Genomic DNA, 14685 nt, shown 5'->3' with positions numbered 1-14685 from the left:
GTCAGGGGAAAGGGGCAAAACCAAATGATTTCCACATGTTAGCGTTAAACTTCCATGTTAGCGGTAAAGGTGGCAGCGGCTTCGGACTTGCCAGATGGGCTGCACATGCTACTTCGGATGCAGCACGCAAAAAGGGGCATGGAATGAGCGGTTTACTGGCACTTGTGGATGACGTGGCGGCCATTGCCAAGGTTGCAGCGGCGAGCGTGGATGACGTGATCGGGCAGGCGGCCAAGGCGGGCTCCAAGGCGGCGGGTGCGGTGATTGACGATGCTGCCGTGACGCCGAAATATCTACACGGGTTCAAGGCCGAGCGTGAATTGCCGGTGATCTGGCGGATCACCAAGGGATCGTTGCGCAACAAGCTGGTCTACTTGCTGCCCGTGGGTCTGCTTTTGGCGAATTTCGCGCCATGGGCGATCCCGCCGCTTTTGATGCTGGGCGGGGCTTACCTGTGTTTCGAGGGGGCCGAGAAGGTCGCCCATGCGCTTGGTTGGGGGCATGGGCATGAGGATTATCCCGATAAGGGGAAGGTGGTCGAAGACCCTGCGCAGCTGGAAGAGAAGAAGGCCGCGGGCGCGATCAAGACTGACTTTATCCTGTCGGCAGAGATCATGACCATTGCCCTTTCTGCGATTCCGGAGAGCAACTTTTGGATGGAGGCGGCGACGCTTGCGGCGGTGGCGATCATGATCACCGTGGCAGTCTATGGCTCCGTCGCCCTGATCGTCAAAATGGACGATGTGGGTCTGGTGATGGCGAACAAGGGGCGATTTGGCCTAACGCGGAGCGTTGGCCGGGCGTTGGTGCGCGGGATGCCGGGGTTCTTGAAGCTGCTCACCATCGTCGGCACGGCGGCCATGCTTTGGGTCGGCGGGTCGATCATCATTCACGGGCTAGAGCAGATGGGCTTTGCCGCCCCCTATAAGTGGATCCACGACATTGCCGTGACCGTCGGTCACGCGGTTCCGGCCCAGTTCGAGGGGGCGGTTGAATGGATCATCACGGCGGGGATCGACGGGCTCTTTGGTTTAGCGCTTGGTCTGGTGCTGATCCCGATTGGAGAGAAGATCGTGACCCCAATCTGGCGCAAGGTGTTTCATAAGGCAGCCGTTTAAGTACGACCTTATCTAGCAGATGAAAAAGGGGGCGACGGATGAACCGTCGCCCCCTTTTTGTATTGTATGATCCGCAGATCAGAGCAGCGCTTTGGCCTTCTCTGCCACGTTCTCTGCGGTGAAGCCGAAGCGTTCGAAAAGTTCTTCCGCCGGGGCGGAGGCGCCGAAGCGGTCCATGCCGACGAAATCCGCCTTGCCGTATTTGCCACGTTCGCCAAAGAGCCACTGGTCCCAGCCCTGACGGGCGCCAGCCTCGATCCCGACGCGCACGGCGCCACCGGGCAGCACGCGCTTGCGGTAGGCTTCGTCCTGTGCGGCGAAGAGTTCCATGCAGGGCATGGAGACGACGCGGGTGCCGATGCCTTCGGCTTGGAGCAACTCGCGCGCGGCCAGTGCGACATGCACCTCAGAGCCGGTGGCAATCAGGATCACCTGACGTTTGCCCTCGGCATCGGCCAGCACATAGGCGCCTTTTTCGGTCAGGTTGTTGTTTTTGTGCTCCAGACGCACGGTGGGCAAGCCCTGACGGGTCAGCGACAGAACCGATGGGGTGGTTTTCGCGGTGAAGGCGATTTCCCAAGCCTCTGCCGTCTCCACCGCGTCGGCGGGGCGGAAGACATAGGTGTTCGGCGTGGCACGGCTGATCGCCAGATGCTCGATCGGCTGGTGGGTCGGGCCATCTTCGCCAAGGCCGATGCTGTCATGGGTCATGACGAAGGCCGTGGGAATTTGCATCAGGGCCGCCAGACGCATCGCGGGGCGCGCATAGTCGGTGAAGCACATGAAGGTGCCGCCATAGGGGCGCAGGCCGCCGTGCAGCGCCATGCCGTTCATCGCCGCCGCCATACCATGTTCGCGAATGCCCCAGTAGACATAGCGCCCTCCGCGGTTGTCGGTGTCGAAGATGCCGAGATCGCTGGTCTTGGTGTTGTTCGAACCGGTCAGGTCCGCCGAGCCGCCAACGGTTTCCGGCAGGATCGGGTTCAGCACTTCGAGGGCTTTCTCGCTCGCCGCGCGGGTCGCCATCTTGGGCGCGCCTTCGGTGATCTGCTTCTTGAAGGCCTTGACCGTCGCGCTCATCTTTTTCGGCGCGTCGAGGGCGAAGGCGCGGTTAAAGGTCTCGCGCTTGGCGCGGGGCAGTTTGTCGAAACGCTCTTCCCAGTCGCGGCGGGCGTCGGCGCCGCGTTTGCCGATCTCTTCCCAAGCGGATTTCACGTCAGCGGGCACTTCGAAGGGGCCGGTGGTCCAGCCGTAAGCCTTTTTGGCCTCGGCCATCTGGTCGGCGTCGGTCAACGCGCCGTGGCCTTTCGAGGTGTCCTGCGCCGCGTGGCCCAGAGCGATATGGGTTTTGCAGGCGATCATGGTGGGCAGGTCGGAGGCTTTCGCCTCGGTCAGGGCCGCGTCGATCTCATCGGGGTTGTGGCCGTCGATCTCGATCACATGCCACTGTGCGGCTTTGAAGCGCGCGACCTGATCGCTGGTGTCCGACAGGGTGACGGGGCCGTCGATGGTGATGTTGTTGTTGTCCCACATCACGATGAGCTTGCTGAGCTTATGACGACCCGCCAGTGTGATTGCCTCTTGGCTCACGCCTTCCATCAAGCAGCCGTCGCCAGCGATGACATAGGTGTAATGGTCCACGACCTTCGCACCGTATTGCGCGCGCAGCATCTCTTCGGCCATGGCGAAACCGACGGAGTTGGCGATGCCTTGGCCCAGTGGGCCGGTGGTGGTCTCAATCGCATCGGCGAGGAAGTTCTCCGGATGGCCCGCGGTGCGCGCGCCCATCTGGCGGAAGTTCTTCAACTCCTCGATGGGGAATTGCTCATAGCCCGTCAGGTGCAGCAGCGAATAAAGCAGCATGGAGCCGTGGCCCGCCGACAGGATGAAGCGGTCGCGGTCGGGCCAAAGCGGGTTGGACGCGTCGAACTTCAGGTGCTTTTCGAAAAGGACGGTGGCGACATCGGCCATGCCCATCGGCATGCCGGAGTGGCCGGAATTGGCGGCGGCCACGGCATCGAGGGTCAGCGCGCGAATGGCGGTGGCCTTGGACCAGTGGTCGGGGTTTGCGCTTGCGAGGGCTGTCAGATCCACGGGGGCTTCCTTTGGGGCTGTGGCAGATTGGGCCTGTGCATACCAGCGATCGGGCAAAGTTCAAGCACAACTCGGGTGCGCGGGGGGGGGCGGGGCGGCCCCCGGCGCGGGCGAGCGCGGACTTGGCGGCCCAAGTTGCTGAAACGAAAGGGGGGGCGCAATTTAGGCGCGCTTTGGCTAGGATTGCGAAAACCGGCTGATACGGGCGATTCGCCCGCGTGACATTGGGCGGGGCGCGCGCTATCTGCGGGACGGGCCGCCGCAACAGGGCGCAGCCCGGGGCACGGTAGGCGAAAACGCCGCCGAAAGAGCAGGACGAGTGAGGAGAATTCATGCGGATGAGTGAACTTGAAGACTATCAGCGCCGCATCACGGCCGCGATGGATCAGATGGCCAAGGGGGTGGATCGGCTCAGCGCCGCACCGGCAGAGCCGGATGAGGATATCGTGCAGGCCTTGGAAGAGGAGCGCCAAGCCAACGCTCAGCTGTCCGACCGGATCAAGACGCTGAAGGAAAGCCATCAGGGCGAGTTGGACGACCTGCGCGCGCAGATGGACTTCAACAACGACCGGGTGACCCAGCTCGATATGGACGTGCAGCGTCTGCGTCAGGCGAATGAGCAGCTATCGGCGGCCTGCGAGCAGTTGCGACTGGCCAATGCCGAGGGGCTGGCCAACCCCAAGCTGATCGACACTGCCGTGATTGCCGAATTGGAGAGCCTGCGCGCCACCCGCGCGATCGAAATGGCCGAGATCGACGCGGTATTGACTGCGCTGGCCCCCTTGGTCGAAGAGGGCGAGCCCGAAGGTGAAGCCGCCGCAGAGGGCAGCGCCGAAACGCCCGCGACCCATAAGGCGGCGCAAAACAACAGCACCGAAGAAGAACCCAAGTCAGGAGGGGCCGACTGATGCCCGAGGTACGGATCACCATTGGCGGCCGCCATTTCGAGGTCGCCTGTCAGGAAGGTGAGGAAAGCTATCTGCAATCCGCCGCCAAGATGCTGGACGACGAAGCCCGCGTGCTGAGCGATCAGGTGGGCCGTATGCCCGAGGCCAGGATGCTGCTGATGGCGGGCCTGCTTCTGGCCGACAAGACCGCAAGCGTCGAGGACCGCATCGCCGAGCTGCGCGCGGAATTGGCCGAGCGTGAGGCCGAACTCACCAGCTTGCGCAACGTCAAGGTCGAACCTGAGCGGATCGAAGTGCCCGTGGTGCCGCAGGGGGTGAAAGACACCCTTGCCGAAATCGCCGCCCGGGCCGAGGCGCTGGCCGCCGAGATCGAGGAGAAGGCGGGCAAATGAGCATGGGCATCAGGGCAGCGATCTGCGCGCTGCTTTGGGCGGCGCCCGTAGGCGCCGAAACCACCGCGGTCTCGTATCTTTGCGAGCGCGGAGTCTCGGTGCCGGTGGTCTATGTGCCCGGTGCCGATCCCGCCGTGGCGGTGCTTTATGTCGAGGGGCGGTTGATCCAGTTGCGCAGCCTGCCATCCGCCTCGGGCGCGCGCTATGGCTGGCCTTCGGACGGAGCCGCCTATGAGTGGTGGGAACATCAGGGCCGTGCAAGCCTGTCTTGGCGGGCAGGGGCCGATGGCGAAGTGACCCCCATTTACACTGACTGTTTACCGCAAGATTGAAGGGGCGGGATTGCGGCGCAGGCTGCAATATGCTCTGGGGGGCGCGAAAAGCGCCCCTTTGGGGCTTCACCCTTCTGCGCCCCTCCGGGGCTTCTCCTTCTGCGCCCCTCCGGGGCGACCCTCCATGACGTAACAATCAGGACGCCTTCCAATGACAACAAAACCCCGTATCATCATTTCGAGTGACCACGCCGACATCGCCCTGCGCCAAGACATAGCGCGCCATGTGGCCGAACGCGGGTACAAGGTCGAAGACATCGGCCCCGCCACGGCGGAAAGCACCGATTACCCCAAACATGGCGAAGCCGCCGCACGGCGCATTGCGGCGGGAGAGTTCGATCTGGGCATTCTGATCTGTGGCACGGGGCAGGGCATCATGATGGCGGCCAACAAGGTCAAAGGCATCCGCTGCGGCGTGTGCAACGACACCTTCTCGGCCAAGATGATCCGGGCGCATAATGACGCGAATATGCTGTCGATGGGCGCGCGGGTGATCGGCGGCGGTCTGGCGCTTGAGATCGTGGATGCCTTTCTCGATACCGAATTCGAGGGCGGGCGGCATGGCCGCCGTGTCGATATGATCTCGGCCATCGAAGATTGAGGCATCGCCCCGGCCTTACATGCAAAAACACCCCGGCGCGTAAAACCGCTCCGGGGTGTTTTCTTTGACGCGGGCGCCCGGCTTAGCCGTTGGCTTCGCGGATCTTGTCGGCAGCGTCCTTGTCGAAGGCAACGCCGTTCTCTTCGAAAAGCGTGTCCAACTCGCCCGACAGCGTCATCTCGGTAATGATGTCGCAGCCGCCGACGAATTCGCCTTTGACGTAGAGCTGCGGAATGGTGGGCCAGTCGGAGAAATCCTTGATCCCCTGGCGCAGACCTTCGTCCGCCAGCACGTTCACGTCGCTGTAGTTCACGCCCATGTAGTTCAGCACCCCGGCCACGCGGCTGGAGAAGCCGCACTGCGGCATTTCCTTGGTGCCCTTCATAAACAGAACCACATCGTTCTTGGTGATCTGTTCCTTGATTTGGCTTGCGGCATCGCTCATGTCATTCGTCCTTCGTATCTGGTTTCTTGAACGCAGCGTGATAGCGCCGCGCATAGGTTTCGTCGTCGGCCCAGGGTTCGACCTCAACCTCGGCCCCGCCGAGGAAAAAGCCGCCCCGCTTCTTGGTCCAATTCGTATGCCCGCGCTCGAGGCTTTCGTTGCGCCGCGCGGTGCTGGCCACGGCATCCAAATCCAGCGCCTCCATCCCCAGCGGCACCTTGCCGGTCTCAGGCCGGGGGGGCTGGCGCTGCGACAGCGGCACATGCCGGCCACGCCGGGCGCGGTGCTGGGCATAGGCGGTGGCGGCGATCCCGCCCACGACTGCCGCAGCGACCCAGCCCCACATCGTTTAGTCCGGGGTCCGGGTGGTCAGCGCCAGCGCGTGCAATTCGCCGTTCGATCCGTCCATCTTGCCCTTGAGGGCGGCATAGACGGCGCGCTGCTGCTGGACCCGGTTCATGCCACGAAAGCTTTCGTCGACGACCATGGCCGCCATATGCACGCCGTCATTGCCTTCGACGGTGATCTTGGCGTCCGGAAAGGCCGCGCGGATCAGGTCTTCGATTTCGCTGGCTTGCATGGGCATGGAGTGGCTCCGGCTGTTGTGTGTGCTTGGGCTAGATGTAGTGCCGCTGGCCACGGCGTGCAAGGCGAAGCCGAAGGCCGGATGGCCATTGACCTTTGCCCGCAATGCGACACACTTTGCGCCCTCACGACGAAAGGACGACCGATGGACCGGATCCCCGAACAAGCGCTTGACTGGGCCGAGGCCGGACAGCCCGTGGCCCTTGCCACGGTGGTGGAAACATGGGGTTCCGCCCCCCGGCGGGCTGGCGCGCAACTGGTCGTGGCGGGCGATGGCACGATGATGGGCTCCGTCTCGGGCGGCTGCGTCGAAGGGGCGGTGGTGGTCGAGGCATTGGAGGCGCTGGAAGACGGGCGCACGCGGCTCTTGGAATACGGCGTCAGCGATGGCGATGCCTTTGCCGTGGGGCTGGCTTGCGGCGGCACGATCAAGGTGCTGGTGGAGCCGGTGGGGCCGGATGCGCTCAGCCTTGAGATGCTGCGGGAACTGGTGGCAAGGCGCGCGGCCCGTCAGCCGGTGGCCTATGCGGTGGCCTTGGACGGCAGCGTCCGTCGCCTGACAGGGGCGGGGCATGAGGACCGCTTTCGCCGCGACCGCTCTGGCGTGGAGGATGAAACCGGGCGGTTCATCGCCATCCACAATCCGCCGCTGCGGCTGGTGATCGTGGGCGCCGTGCATATCGCGCAGCATCTGGTGCGCATGGCGACAGAGGCGGGGTTCGATCCGATCGTCGTCGACCCGCGGGAGGCTTTCGGCTCACCCGCCCGCTTCCCCGATTGCCAAGTGGTGAACGATTGGCCCGACGCCGCGCTGCGTGAGATCGGGGTTGATGCGCGCACCGCCGTGGTCCTGCTGACCCATGATCCCAAACTCGACGATCCGGCACTGCATGTCGCGCTTGGGTCGGATGCTTTCTATATCGGCGCGCTCGGCTCGACCCGGACGCAGGCCAGCAGGCTTGACCGGCTGGCGGAAGCAGGTGTGGCGGCAGAGCAGGCGGCACGGATCCACGGGCCGGTCGGCCTCGACATCGGCGCGGCCAGCCCGGCTGAGATCGCCGTCTCGATCCTTGCCCAGATGATCCAAAGCCTGCGCCGCCCATGAGGTTTGGCCCGGTCCCTTTGAGCGCCGCTTTGGGCGCAACGCTGGCCCATTCTGTTGCCGTTGAGCAGGGGCGGCTGCGCAAGGGCCGCGTGCTGACCCAAGAGGATATCGCAGCACTGGAAGGCGCGGGCATCGAAGAGGTGATCGTCGCCCGGCTCGACCCCGGTGATATTGACGAGAACGCAGGCGCCGCGCGGCTGGCCCACGCGCTCTGCGGTCCGGGCCTGCGGATGTCGAAACCCTTTACCGGGCGGGTGAACCTGCTGGCCGATGGGCCGGGGGTGGTGGTGATGGACCGCGCGGCGCTTGAGGCGGTCAATGCGGTAGACCCGATGATCACGCTGGCCACCGTGCCCCCCTATCAGCAGATGGGCGAGAGCGGCATGGTGGCGACGATCAAAATCATTTCCTACGCCCTGCCTGAACGCACGGTCGAAGCCGCCTGTGCGGCGGCGGGAGAGGGCGCCTTGCGCCTCGCGCCGCCCGTGCTGCGCGATGCCACGCTGATCGTCACCGATGTGCCCGGCGGCGCCGGGGACAAGGGCCGCGCCGCGGTGGAGGGGCGGCTGACCGCGCTGAATGTGGCCCTCCGCGATGTCGTCACCGTCCCCCATCGCAGCGCCCCGCTGAGCGCGGCGATTGCCGCGGCTGAGACCGATCTGGTCCTGATCCTCACCGCCTCTGCCACGTCGGACATCAACGACGTGGCCCCCTCCGCCCTGCGCGCGGCGGGCGGCGAGGTGACGCGCTTTGGGATGCCGGTCGATCCGGGCAATCTGCTCTTTCTCGGACAACTCGGCACCCGCGCGGTGATCGGCCTGCCGGGCTGCGCCCGTTCGCCCGCGCTCAACGGGGCGGATTGGGTGCTGTCGCGGCTGGTCTGCGGCATTCCGGTCACCAGCGCGGATATTGCGGCCATGGGAGTGGGCGGCTTGCTGAAAGAGATCCCAACGCGCCCGCAGCCGCGCAACCCCGGCAAAAGCGCGGGCGCCAGCTGAGGCAAAACCTTAAGAAAATATATGTTCTCAACTAGGGTTTGTCGTGCTTAACTGATCTCAACAAGCGTCAGACTGGGAGGAAGAAAATGACACAGGTCAAGATGACCGTGAACGGCAAACCCGCGTCGGGAGAGGTCGAAGGCCGCACTTTGCTGGTGCATTTCCTGCGCGACGATCTGGAACTGACCGGCACCCATGTGGGCTGCGACACCAGCCAATGCGGTGCCTGCGTGGTGCATGTGAACGGTGCTGCGGTCAAGGCCTGCACCATGTTCGCGGTCGAGGCTGATGGCGCCGAGGTCGAGACCATCGAAGGGCAGGCGGCCCCCGATGGCACGCTCAACACCATCCAACAAGCGTTTCAGGATCACCACGGTCTGCAATGCGGCTTTTGCACCCCGGGGATGGTGATGTCGGCGGCGGCCTTGCTCAAAGAGAACCCGAAACCGAGCGAGGCCGAGGTGCGCCATTACCTTGATGGCAACATCTGCCGCTGCACCGGCTATCACAATATCGTCAAAGCGATCATGGCGGCAAGCGGCCAAGAGGTCAGCGCGCTGGCGGCTGAGTAACGGCGTCACGCCGGGCGGGCCGGTGATGGCGGAGGGAGGACCGCCAGAACCGGAGGCCGCGTGACGGATCAGGTGCATCGCACCGCCACCAAACGGGAGGATATTATGCCAAAGGATTTTGAACCGACGAGCGGCATTGGGGCCAGCAGCAAAAGACGGGAGGATGTGCGCTTTCTCACCGGGGCGGGGCGCTATACCGATGACATCAACCTGCGCCGCCAGACCCATGTGTTTTTCCTGCGCTCGGATGTGGCCCATGGGCGGCTGACCGGGGTCGATACCTCTGCCGCCGAAGACATGCCCGGCGTGCTGAAAATTTTCACCGGCGCGGATTTCGCCGAAGTGGGCGGGATGCCCTGCGGCTGGCAGGTGACCGACAAACACGGCCAACCCATGCAGGAGCCGAAACACCCCGTACTGGCCCATGAGAAGGTCCGCCATGTGGGCGAGCCCATCGCCGCCGTGGTGGCCGAGACGCTGGCGCAGGCCCGCGACGCCGCCGAGGCGATTGTCGTCGACATCGACGAGTTGCCCGCCGTGGTGAACATGAAAGATGCGGTGAAAGAGGATGCGCCCAAGGTGCATGACGATCTGACCAGCAACCTCTGCTACGACTGGGGGTTCGTGGAAGAGAACAAGGAGGCGGTGAACAAGGCTTTCGACGACGCCGCCCATGTCACCACGCTGGAGCTGGTCAACAACCGCCTCGTCGCCAACCCGATGGAGCCGCGCGTGGCCATCGGCGATTACAACCGCTCGGACGGGGAACACACGCTCTATACCACCAGCCAGAACCCGCATGTGATCCGCCTGCTGATGGGCGCCTTCGTGCTGGGCATTCCCGAGCATAAGCTGCGCGTGGTGGCCCCGGATGTGGGCGGCGGCTTTGGCACCAAGATCTTCCACTATCAGGAGGAGGCCTTTTGCACCTTCGCCGCCAAAGCGGTGGGGCGGCCGGTGAAATGGACGTCGAGCCGGTCGGAAGCCTTCATGTCCGACGCCCATGGCCGGGATCATGTCACCAAGATCGAATTGGCGCTGGATGCGGAGAACAATTTCACCGCGATCCGCACCGATACCTATGCGAACATGGGGGCGTACCTCTCGACCTTCGCGCCCTCGGTGCCGACATGGCTGCACGGCACGCTGATGGCCGGTAACTATAAAACGCCGCTGATCTATGTGAACGTCAAGGCGGTCTTTACCAATACCGTGCCAGTCGATGCCTATCGCGGGGCCGGTCGGCCCGAGGCGACCTATCAGTTGGAGCGTCTGATCGACAAGGCCGCACATGAGTTGCAGGTCGACCCCATCAAACTGCGCCGCCAGAACTTCGTGACGGAGTTTCCCTATGCCACCCCGGTGGCGGTGGAATATGACACGGGCGACTACAATGCCACGTTGGACAAGCTCGAAGAGATCGCGGACCATGCCGGTTTTGAAGCCCGGCGCCGTGAGAGTGAGGCGAAGGGCAAGCTGCGCGGCTTTGGCGTGAACTGCTACATCGAGGCTTGCGGCATTGCGCCGTCGAACCTCGTGGGCCAACTCGGCGCGCGGGCAGGGCTCTATGAGAGCGCCACGGTAAGGGTCAATGCCACCGGCGGCTTGGTCGTGATGACCGGCAGCCACAGCCATGGGCAGGGGCATGAGACCTCTTTCGCGCAGGTGGTGGCCGATATGATCGGCATCGACGAGAATATGGTCGAGATCGTCCATGGCGATACGGCGCGTACACCGATGGGCATGGGCACCTATGGTTCCCGTTCGCTCGCAGTGGGCGGCAGCGCCATGGTGCGCGCGACCGAGAAGATCATCGCCAAGGCCAAGAAGATCGCAAGCCACCTTCTGGAAGCCTCGGAAGGGGACATCGAGTTGAAGGATGGCGCCTTTAGTGTTGCGGGCACGGATAAATCCGTGGCTTGGGGCGACGTGACGCTCGCGGCCTATGTGCCACATAACTTCCCGTTGGAGGAGATCGAACCGGGGCTTGAGGAAACCGCCTTTTACGACCCGTCGAACTTCACCTATCCGGCGGGGGCATACGCCTGTGAGGTCGAGTTGGACCCCGAGACCGGCCATGTCACGGTCGAACGCTTCACCGCCGCCGATGATTTTGGCAATGTGGTGAACCCGATGATCGTGACGGGCCAAGTCCACGGCGGTCTGGCCCAAGGTATCGGTCAGGCGCTGTTGGAGAACTGCGCCTACGACGAGGACGGCCAACTGCTTAGCGCGTCCTACATGGATTACGCCATGCCGCGCGCCAGCGATTTGCCGTTTTATGACGTGGATCACTCCTGCCAGACGCCTTGCACGCACAACCCCTTGGGCGTCAAAGGCTGCGGGGAGGCGGGGGCGATCGGCTCGCCGCCCGCGGTGGTCAACGCGGTGCTCGATGCTATGCGCTCGGGCGGGAAGGACATCGGCCATATCGACATGCCGGTCAGCCCCGCGCGGGTCTGGGAGGCGATGAATGGCTAAGCGCCTGCTGAAGATTGGTTAGAGAAAAGAGGCGACGCTCGGGCGGCCTTTGGGAAGGATGAAAAATGTATGATTTCGAAATAGAGCGCCCCGGCAGCGTGGCGGATGCGGTCAAGGCTTTGGGGCAGGAGGATGCGCAGCCGCTGAGCGGCGGGCAGACGTTGATCCCCACGCTGAAGGCGCGGCTGGCGATGCCTTCGATTTTGGTATCGCTGGCGGGGATTGATGCGCTCAAGGGGGTTGAGATGCGCGACGGGGCGCTGTGGATCGGGGGCGGCACGACCCATGCCACGGTGATGCGCGAAGCGGCGGAGAGTTACCCGGCGCTCGCCAGCCTCGCCGCAAGGATCGGCGACCCGGCAGTGCGCAACCGGGGCACCATCGGCGGATCGCTCGCCAATAACGACCCTTCTGCCTGCTACCCGGCGGGCGCTTTGGCCAGCGGCGCGACCATTGAGACCGACCGTCGCGAAATTGCTGCGGATGACTATTTCCAAGGCATGTTCACCACCGCGCTTGAGGAGGGCGAGATCGTCACCGGCGTCCGCTTCCCCATCCCTGAAGCCGCGCATTACGAGAAGTTCATTCAGCCTGCCTCGCGCTTCCCGCTCGTTGCGGCCTATGTTGCACGGTTTGGCGATGGGGTGCGCGTGGCGATCACCGGCGCGTCGAACGACGGCGTCTTCCGCTGGACCGAGGCCGAAGCTGCCCTGTCGGAGCGGTTCGCGCCGGAGGCGTTGGAGGGGCTAACCCTCGACGCGGGCGATATGATCAGCGATCTGCACGGCAGCGGCGCCTACCGCGCCCACCTTTGCGGCGTGATGACCCGCCGCGCCGTGGCCGCCGTCGCCTGATAGCCGATAACACCCCCGTAAACCTTTGCCGCGTCCTCCTCGGGGGCGCGGTATTTTCTTGGGGTAAGCTATTGATATTGGATAGCGGAACCAGCGGCCCCATTATGCGTTGGGTGACAAGCGCTGCCCGAACGGCGTTCCCGTAATGATGAGGACGTGAACATGAAAAACCTACTGAGATCTACGACTTCGCTGGGTCTGAGCCTTGCATTGGCTTTCCCGCATGGCGCCTTTGCGCAGGAGCAAAATCTGGCTGAATGCGGCCCCGTGGGCGAAGCGACAGAGTTTCCCTGCGCCTTCAACGATCAGACGGTAGAGAATGCTGAAGAGCTTCGGCTTATCGCCGGGCTGAGCGCTGAGGCCGAAGCGGAAGTTGAAGGTGAAGCGGAGGTCGAGGCCGAAGCGGAAACCGAAGCCGATGCCGAGGCTGGTACGCTGCTTGATCAGGCGACCGGTGCACTCGAAGCCACCGGCGACGCTGCTGCGGCTGCAGTGAATGACGCCACCGAACAGGCCGAAGAGGCAGCAGATGCGGTAGAGTCGCAGGCAGAAGCCGCAACCGAGGCGGCTGAAGAAACCGCGAGCGAAGCGGAAGCGGCGGCTGCTGAGGCGGAAATGACGGCTGAGGCTGAGGCTGAGGTCGAAGTTGAAGAGCAGGTAGAGGCCGAAGCGGAAACCGAGGCGGAAGCTGAAGTTAGCGAGAGCGCCGAGGTAGAAGCCGAGACCGCGCAGGATGCGGAGGTGGAAGCCGAAACAGCGACAGAAGCGGACGCAACAACTGATGCTGAGGCGACCGAGACCGTAGAGACCGAGCAAACTACCGAAGCTGCTTCCGAAACGGAAACTGCTGAAACCGACGCAGCCACCGCCGAAACCTCGGAAGAAACCGCAGCCGAAATGGAAGCGGAGACCAGCGGCGAAGCGGTCGGTGAAGAAGACAACGCCGGTCTGACCGAAGAGCAGATCCAAGCCCGTGAGGAGCGCCGTGAAGCCCGCCGTGCCGAACGTCGTGAAGAGCGCCGCGCGGAGCGTCGTGCTGAACGTGAGGCTGCCGCAGCCGCCGCTGCTGCTGCCGCAGAAAACGATTCGGATGCCGAAGTCGTGACCGAGGAAGTGACCGAAGAAGACGTGCGCAGTTCGGACGAAGATTTTGATACCAAAGTGACTGCCGCTGGCGAAGCTAATGCCGCAGCCGCTAATGATGACGACAGCGGGCTGTCGGACTTTGAAAAGGCACTGCTGCTTGGCCTCGGTGCTGTGGCGGTCGGCTCTGTTCTGAACAACGGCGAAAAAATCGTCAGCCGCTCCGGCGACCGGGTGGTGGTTCAGGACGACACCGGTGAGTTGCGCGTGCTCAAGGACGACAACGCCCTGCTGCGTCGCCCCGGGGATGAGGTGCGGACCCAGACTTTCGATGATGGCTCCACCCGGACCATCGTCACCAAAAGCGACGGCAGCCGGATTGAGACCATTCGCTCGCGCGATGGCACCGTGCTGCGCCGGACCAATTTTGACGCGCAAGGCCGCGAATACGTGCTGGTTGATGACCTCGTGGAAGAGCGCGAAGTCGTCGTGAACGACCTGCCGCAGATCCAGCAAAACCAACAGGTCCAGCGCGCCAGCAATCAGGACGAAGCAGCACTGCGCCAAGCGTTACAGGCAGAGATGCGCAACGATCAGGGGCGCACATTTTCCCTCCGTCAGGTGCGTGAAATCCGCGAAGTGCGCTCCCTCGCGCCCGAGTTGGAACTAGATGCCGTGCGCTTCCCCACTGGCTCCGCCGCGATTCAGCCGGAACAGGCCCGCGCATTGGCCAATATCGGCACCACGCTGCGTGACCTGATCCAGAAAGACCCACGCACCGTGATCCTCGTTGAGGGCCACACGGATGCGGTGGGCGATGCGAGCTATAACCTCGCCCTGTCGGACCGCCGTGCGGAAACTGTGGCACTGGCGCTGACGGAGTACTTTGATGTGCCCCCAGCCAACCTGATCACGCAGGGCTACGGTGAGAGCCAGCTGCGCGTGCCGACCACATCGGCGGAACCCGCGAACCGTCGTGCCGTGGTACGCAACATAACAGGTCTGCTGCGCTAAGCAGACCGCCACCCCAAACAGAAAACGCCCCCGGAGCGATCCGGGGGCGTTTTGCGTTATCGGATGGTGAAAGTGTCAGTCAGGCCCATCACGCGGACCCGAT

General features: G+C 63.8%; 15 protein-coding genes. 11 read left to right on the top strand and 4 right to left on the bottom strand.

Annotated elements, in window-relative coordinates:
* Positions 1–143 precede the first annotated feature (143 nt).
* A complete protein-coding gene (locus tag ACGYLC_RS07720) occupies positions 144–1118 on the top strand; it encodes a DUF808 domain-containing protein (protein ID WP_394422430.1) in 975 nt (324 codons plus the stop codon).
* 78 nt (positions 1119–1196) lie between these two features.
* Here ACGYLC_RS07720 and tkt read toward each other — a convergent pair whose 3' ends face one another.
* Positions 1197–3212: a transketolase gene (gene tkt / locus ACGYLC_RS07715; protein ID WP_394422429.1), complete on the bottom strand. Its 2016-nt coding sequence runs from the start codon at positions 3210–3212 to the stop codon at positions 1197–1199.
* Between the two features lie 338 nt (positions 3213–3550).
* Between tkt and ACGYLC_RS07710 the strand changes: the two genes are divergently transcribed.
* The 4 genes from ACGYLC_RS07710 to rpiB all read left to right on the top strand — a co-directional run bounded on the left by ACGYLC_RS07710 (position 3551) and on the right by rpiB (position 5445).
* On the top strand, positions 3551–4120 hold the full coding sequence (locus ACGYLC_RS07710) for a hypothetical protein (RefSeq protein WP_394422427.1): 570 nt from the start codon (positions 3551–3553) through the stop codon (positions 4118–4120).
* Positions 4120–4512, top strand: a complete 393-nt coding sequence (locus ACGYLC_RS07705) for a cell division protein ZapA (protein ID WP_168613525.1) — start codon at positions 4120–4122, stop codon at positions 4510–4512. Before ACGYLC_RS07710 ends, ACGYLC_RS07705 begins: the two co-directional genes overlap by 1 nt.
* On the top strand, positions 4509–4844 hold the full coding sequence (locus tag ACGYLC_RS07700; protein WP_394403862.1) for an MliC family protein: 336 nt from the start codon (positions 4509–4511) through the stop codon (positions 4842–4844). The genes ACGYLC_RS07705 and ACGYLC_RS07700 overlap by 4 nt, the downstream gene beginning before the upstream one ends.
* A gap of 151 nt (positions 4845–4995) precedes the next feature.
* Positions 4996–5445, top strand: a complete 450-nt coding sequence (rpiB, locus tag ACGYLC_RS07695; RefSeq protein WP_394422426.1) for a ribose 5-phosphate isomerase B — start codon at positions 4996–4998, stop codon at positions 5443–5445.
* 82 nt (positions 5446–5527) lie between these two features.
* On the opposite strand, the gene grxD is transcribed toward rpiB, so the two are convergent.
* The 3 genes from grxD to ACGYLC_RS07680 are packed head-to-tail and all read right to left on the bottom strand — an operon-like array spanning position 5528 to position 6476.
* Positions 5528–5890 carry a Grx4 family monothiol glutaredoxin gene (gene grxD, locus ACGYLC_RS07690; RefSeq protein WP_394403912.1) on the bottom strand — a complete coding sequence of 121 codons (363 nt, stop codon included), beginning with the start codon at positions 5888–5890 and terminating at the stop codon, positions 5528–5530.
* A gap of 1 nt (position 5891) precedes the next feature.
* The gene (locus tag ACGYLC_RS07685; protein WP_394422424.1) at positions 5892–6236 is read right to left on the bottom strand and encodes a hypothetical protein; all 345 of its coding nucleotides are present in this window, start codon (positions 6234–6236) and stop codon (positions 5892–5894) included.
* A 3-nt stretch (positions 6237–6239) separates the two neighbouring features.
* Positions 6240–6476 carry a BolA family protein gene (locus tag ACGYLC_RS07680; RefSeq protein ID WP_394403914.1) on the bottom strand — a complete coding sequence of 79 codons (237 nt, stop codon included), beginning with the start codon at positions 6474–6476 and terminating at the stop codon, positions 6240–6242.
* Between the two features lie 144 nt (positions 6477–6620).
* Between ACGYLC_RS07680 and ACGYLC_RS07675 the strand changes: the two genes are divergently transcribed.
* From ACGYLC_RS07675 to ACGYLC_RS07650, 6 genes are all read left to right on the top strand, one after another.
* Positions 6621–7580, top strand: coding sequence for an XdhC family protein (locus tag ACGYLC_RS07675; protein ID WP_394422422.1), 960 nt, complete (start codon positions 6621–6623; stop codon positions 7578–7580).
* Positions 7577–8578 carry a molybdopterin-binding protein gene (locus ACGYLC_RS07670; RefSeq protein WP_394422421.1) on the top strand — a complete coding sequence of 334 codons (1002 nt, stop codon included), beginning with the start codon at positions 7577–7579 and terminating at the stop codon, positions 8576–8578. The genes ACGYLC_RS07675 and ACGYLC_RS07670 overlap by 4 nt, the downstream gene beginning before the upstream one ends.
* An 86-nt stretch (positions 8579–8664) precedes the next feature.
* Entirely contained in the window at positions 8665–9150 is a 486-nt protein-coding gene (locus ACGYLC_RS07665; protein WP_394422419.1) for a (2Fe-2S)-binding protein, read from the top strand.
* Positions 9151–9255: 105 nt separating this feature from the next.
* Positions 9256–11631 (top strand): xanthine dehydrogenase family protein molybdopterin-binding subunit, encoded by a 2376-nt coding sequence (locus ACGYLC_RS07660; protein WP_394422578.1) that lies wholly within the window; start codon positions 9256–9258, stop codon positions 11629–11631.
* A 65-nt stretch (positions 11632–11696) separates the two neighbouring features.
* Positions 11697–12485: an FAD binding domain-containing protein gene (locus tag ACGYLC_RS07655; RefSeq protein ID WP_394422418.1), complete on the top strand. Its 789-nt coding sequence runs from the start codon at positions 11697–11699 to the stop codon at positions 12483–12485.
* 162 nt (positions 12486–12647) lie between these two features.
* Positions 12648–14582: an OmpA family protein gene (locus ACGYLC_RS07650; RefSeq protein ID WP_394422417.1), complete on the top strand. Its 1935-nt coding sequence runs from the start codon at positions 12648–12650 to the stop codon at positions 14580–14582.
* The last annotated feature ends 103 nt before the right edge of the window (positions 14583–14685 follow it).

Origin of the sequence: Sulfitobacter sp. 1A12157 (assembly GCF_043557345.1) — a bacterium.
In the GTDB taxonomy this organism is placed as follows: Bacteria; Pseudomonadota; Alphaproteobacteria; order Rhodobacterales; family Rhodobacteraceae; genus Sulfitobacter.
This window is presented reverse-complemented; position numbering and strand designations above follow the sequence as displayed.

Coding starts and splice junctions, on each gene's coding strand:
- ACGYLC_RS07670 (WP_394422421.1), top strand. CDS start 7,577: ATGAGGTTTGGCCCGGTCCCTTTGAGCGCCGCTTTGGGCGCAACGCTG.
- ACGYLC_RS07675 (WP_394422422.1), top strand. CDS start 6,621: ATGGACCGGATCCCCGAACAAGCGCTTGACTGGGCCGAGGCCGGACAG.
- rpiB (WP_394422426.1), top strand. CDS start 4,996: ATGACAACAAAACCCCGTATCATCATTTCGAGTGACCACGCCGACATC.
- ACGYLC_RS07650 (WP_394422417.1), top strand. CDS start 12,648: ATGAAAAACCTACTGAGATCTACGACTTCGCTGGGTCTGAGCCTTGCA.
- ACGYLC_RS07665 (WP_394422419.1), top strand. CDS start 8,665: ATGACACAGGTCAAGATGACCGTGAACGGCAAACCCGCGTCGGGAGAG.
- ACGYLC_RS07720 (WP_394422430.1), top strand. CDS start 144: ATGAGCGGTTTACTGGCACTTGTGGATGACGTGGCGGCCATTGCCAAG.
- ACGYLC_RS07685 (WP_394422424.1), bottom strand. CDS start 6,236: ATGTGGGGCTGGGTCGCTGCGGCAGTCGTGGGCGGGATCGCCGCCACC.
- ACGYLC_RS07680 (WP_394403914.1), bottom strand. CDS start 6,476: ATGCCCATGCAAGCCAGCGAAATCGAAGACCTGATCCGCGCGGCCTTT.
- grxD (WP_394403912.1), bottom strand. CDS start 5,890: ATGAGCGATGCCGCAAGCCAAATCAAGGAACAGATCACCAAGAACGAT.
- ACGYLC_RS07710 (WP_394422427.1), top strand. CDS start 3,551: ATGAGTGAACTTGAAGACTATCAGCGCCGCATCACGGCCGCGATGGAT.
- ACGYLC_RS07655 (WP_394422418.1), top strand. CDS start 11,697: ATGTATGATTTCGAAATAGAGCGCCCCGGCAGCGTGGCGGATGCGGTC.
- ACGYLC_RS07705 (WP_168613525.1), top strand. CDS start 4,120: ATGCCCGAGGTACGGATCACCATTGGCGGCCGCCATTTCGAGGTCGCC.
- ACGYLC_RS07660 (WP_394422578.1), top strand. CDS start 9,256: ATGCCAAAGGATTTTGAACCGACGAGCGGCATTGGGGCCAGCAGCAAA.
- ACGYLC_RS07700 (WP_394403862.1), top strand. CDS start 4,509: ATGAGCATGGGCATCAGGGCAGCGATCTGCGCGCTGCTTTGGGCGGCG.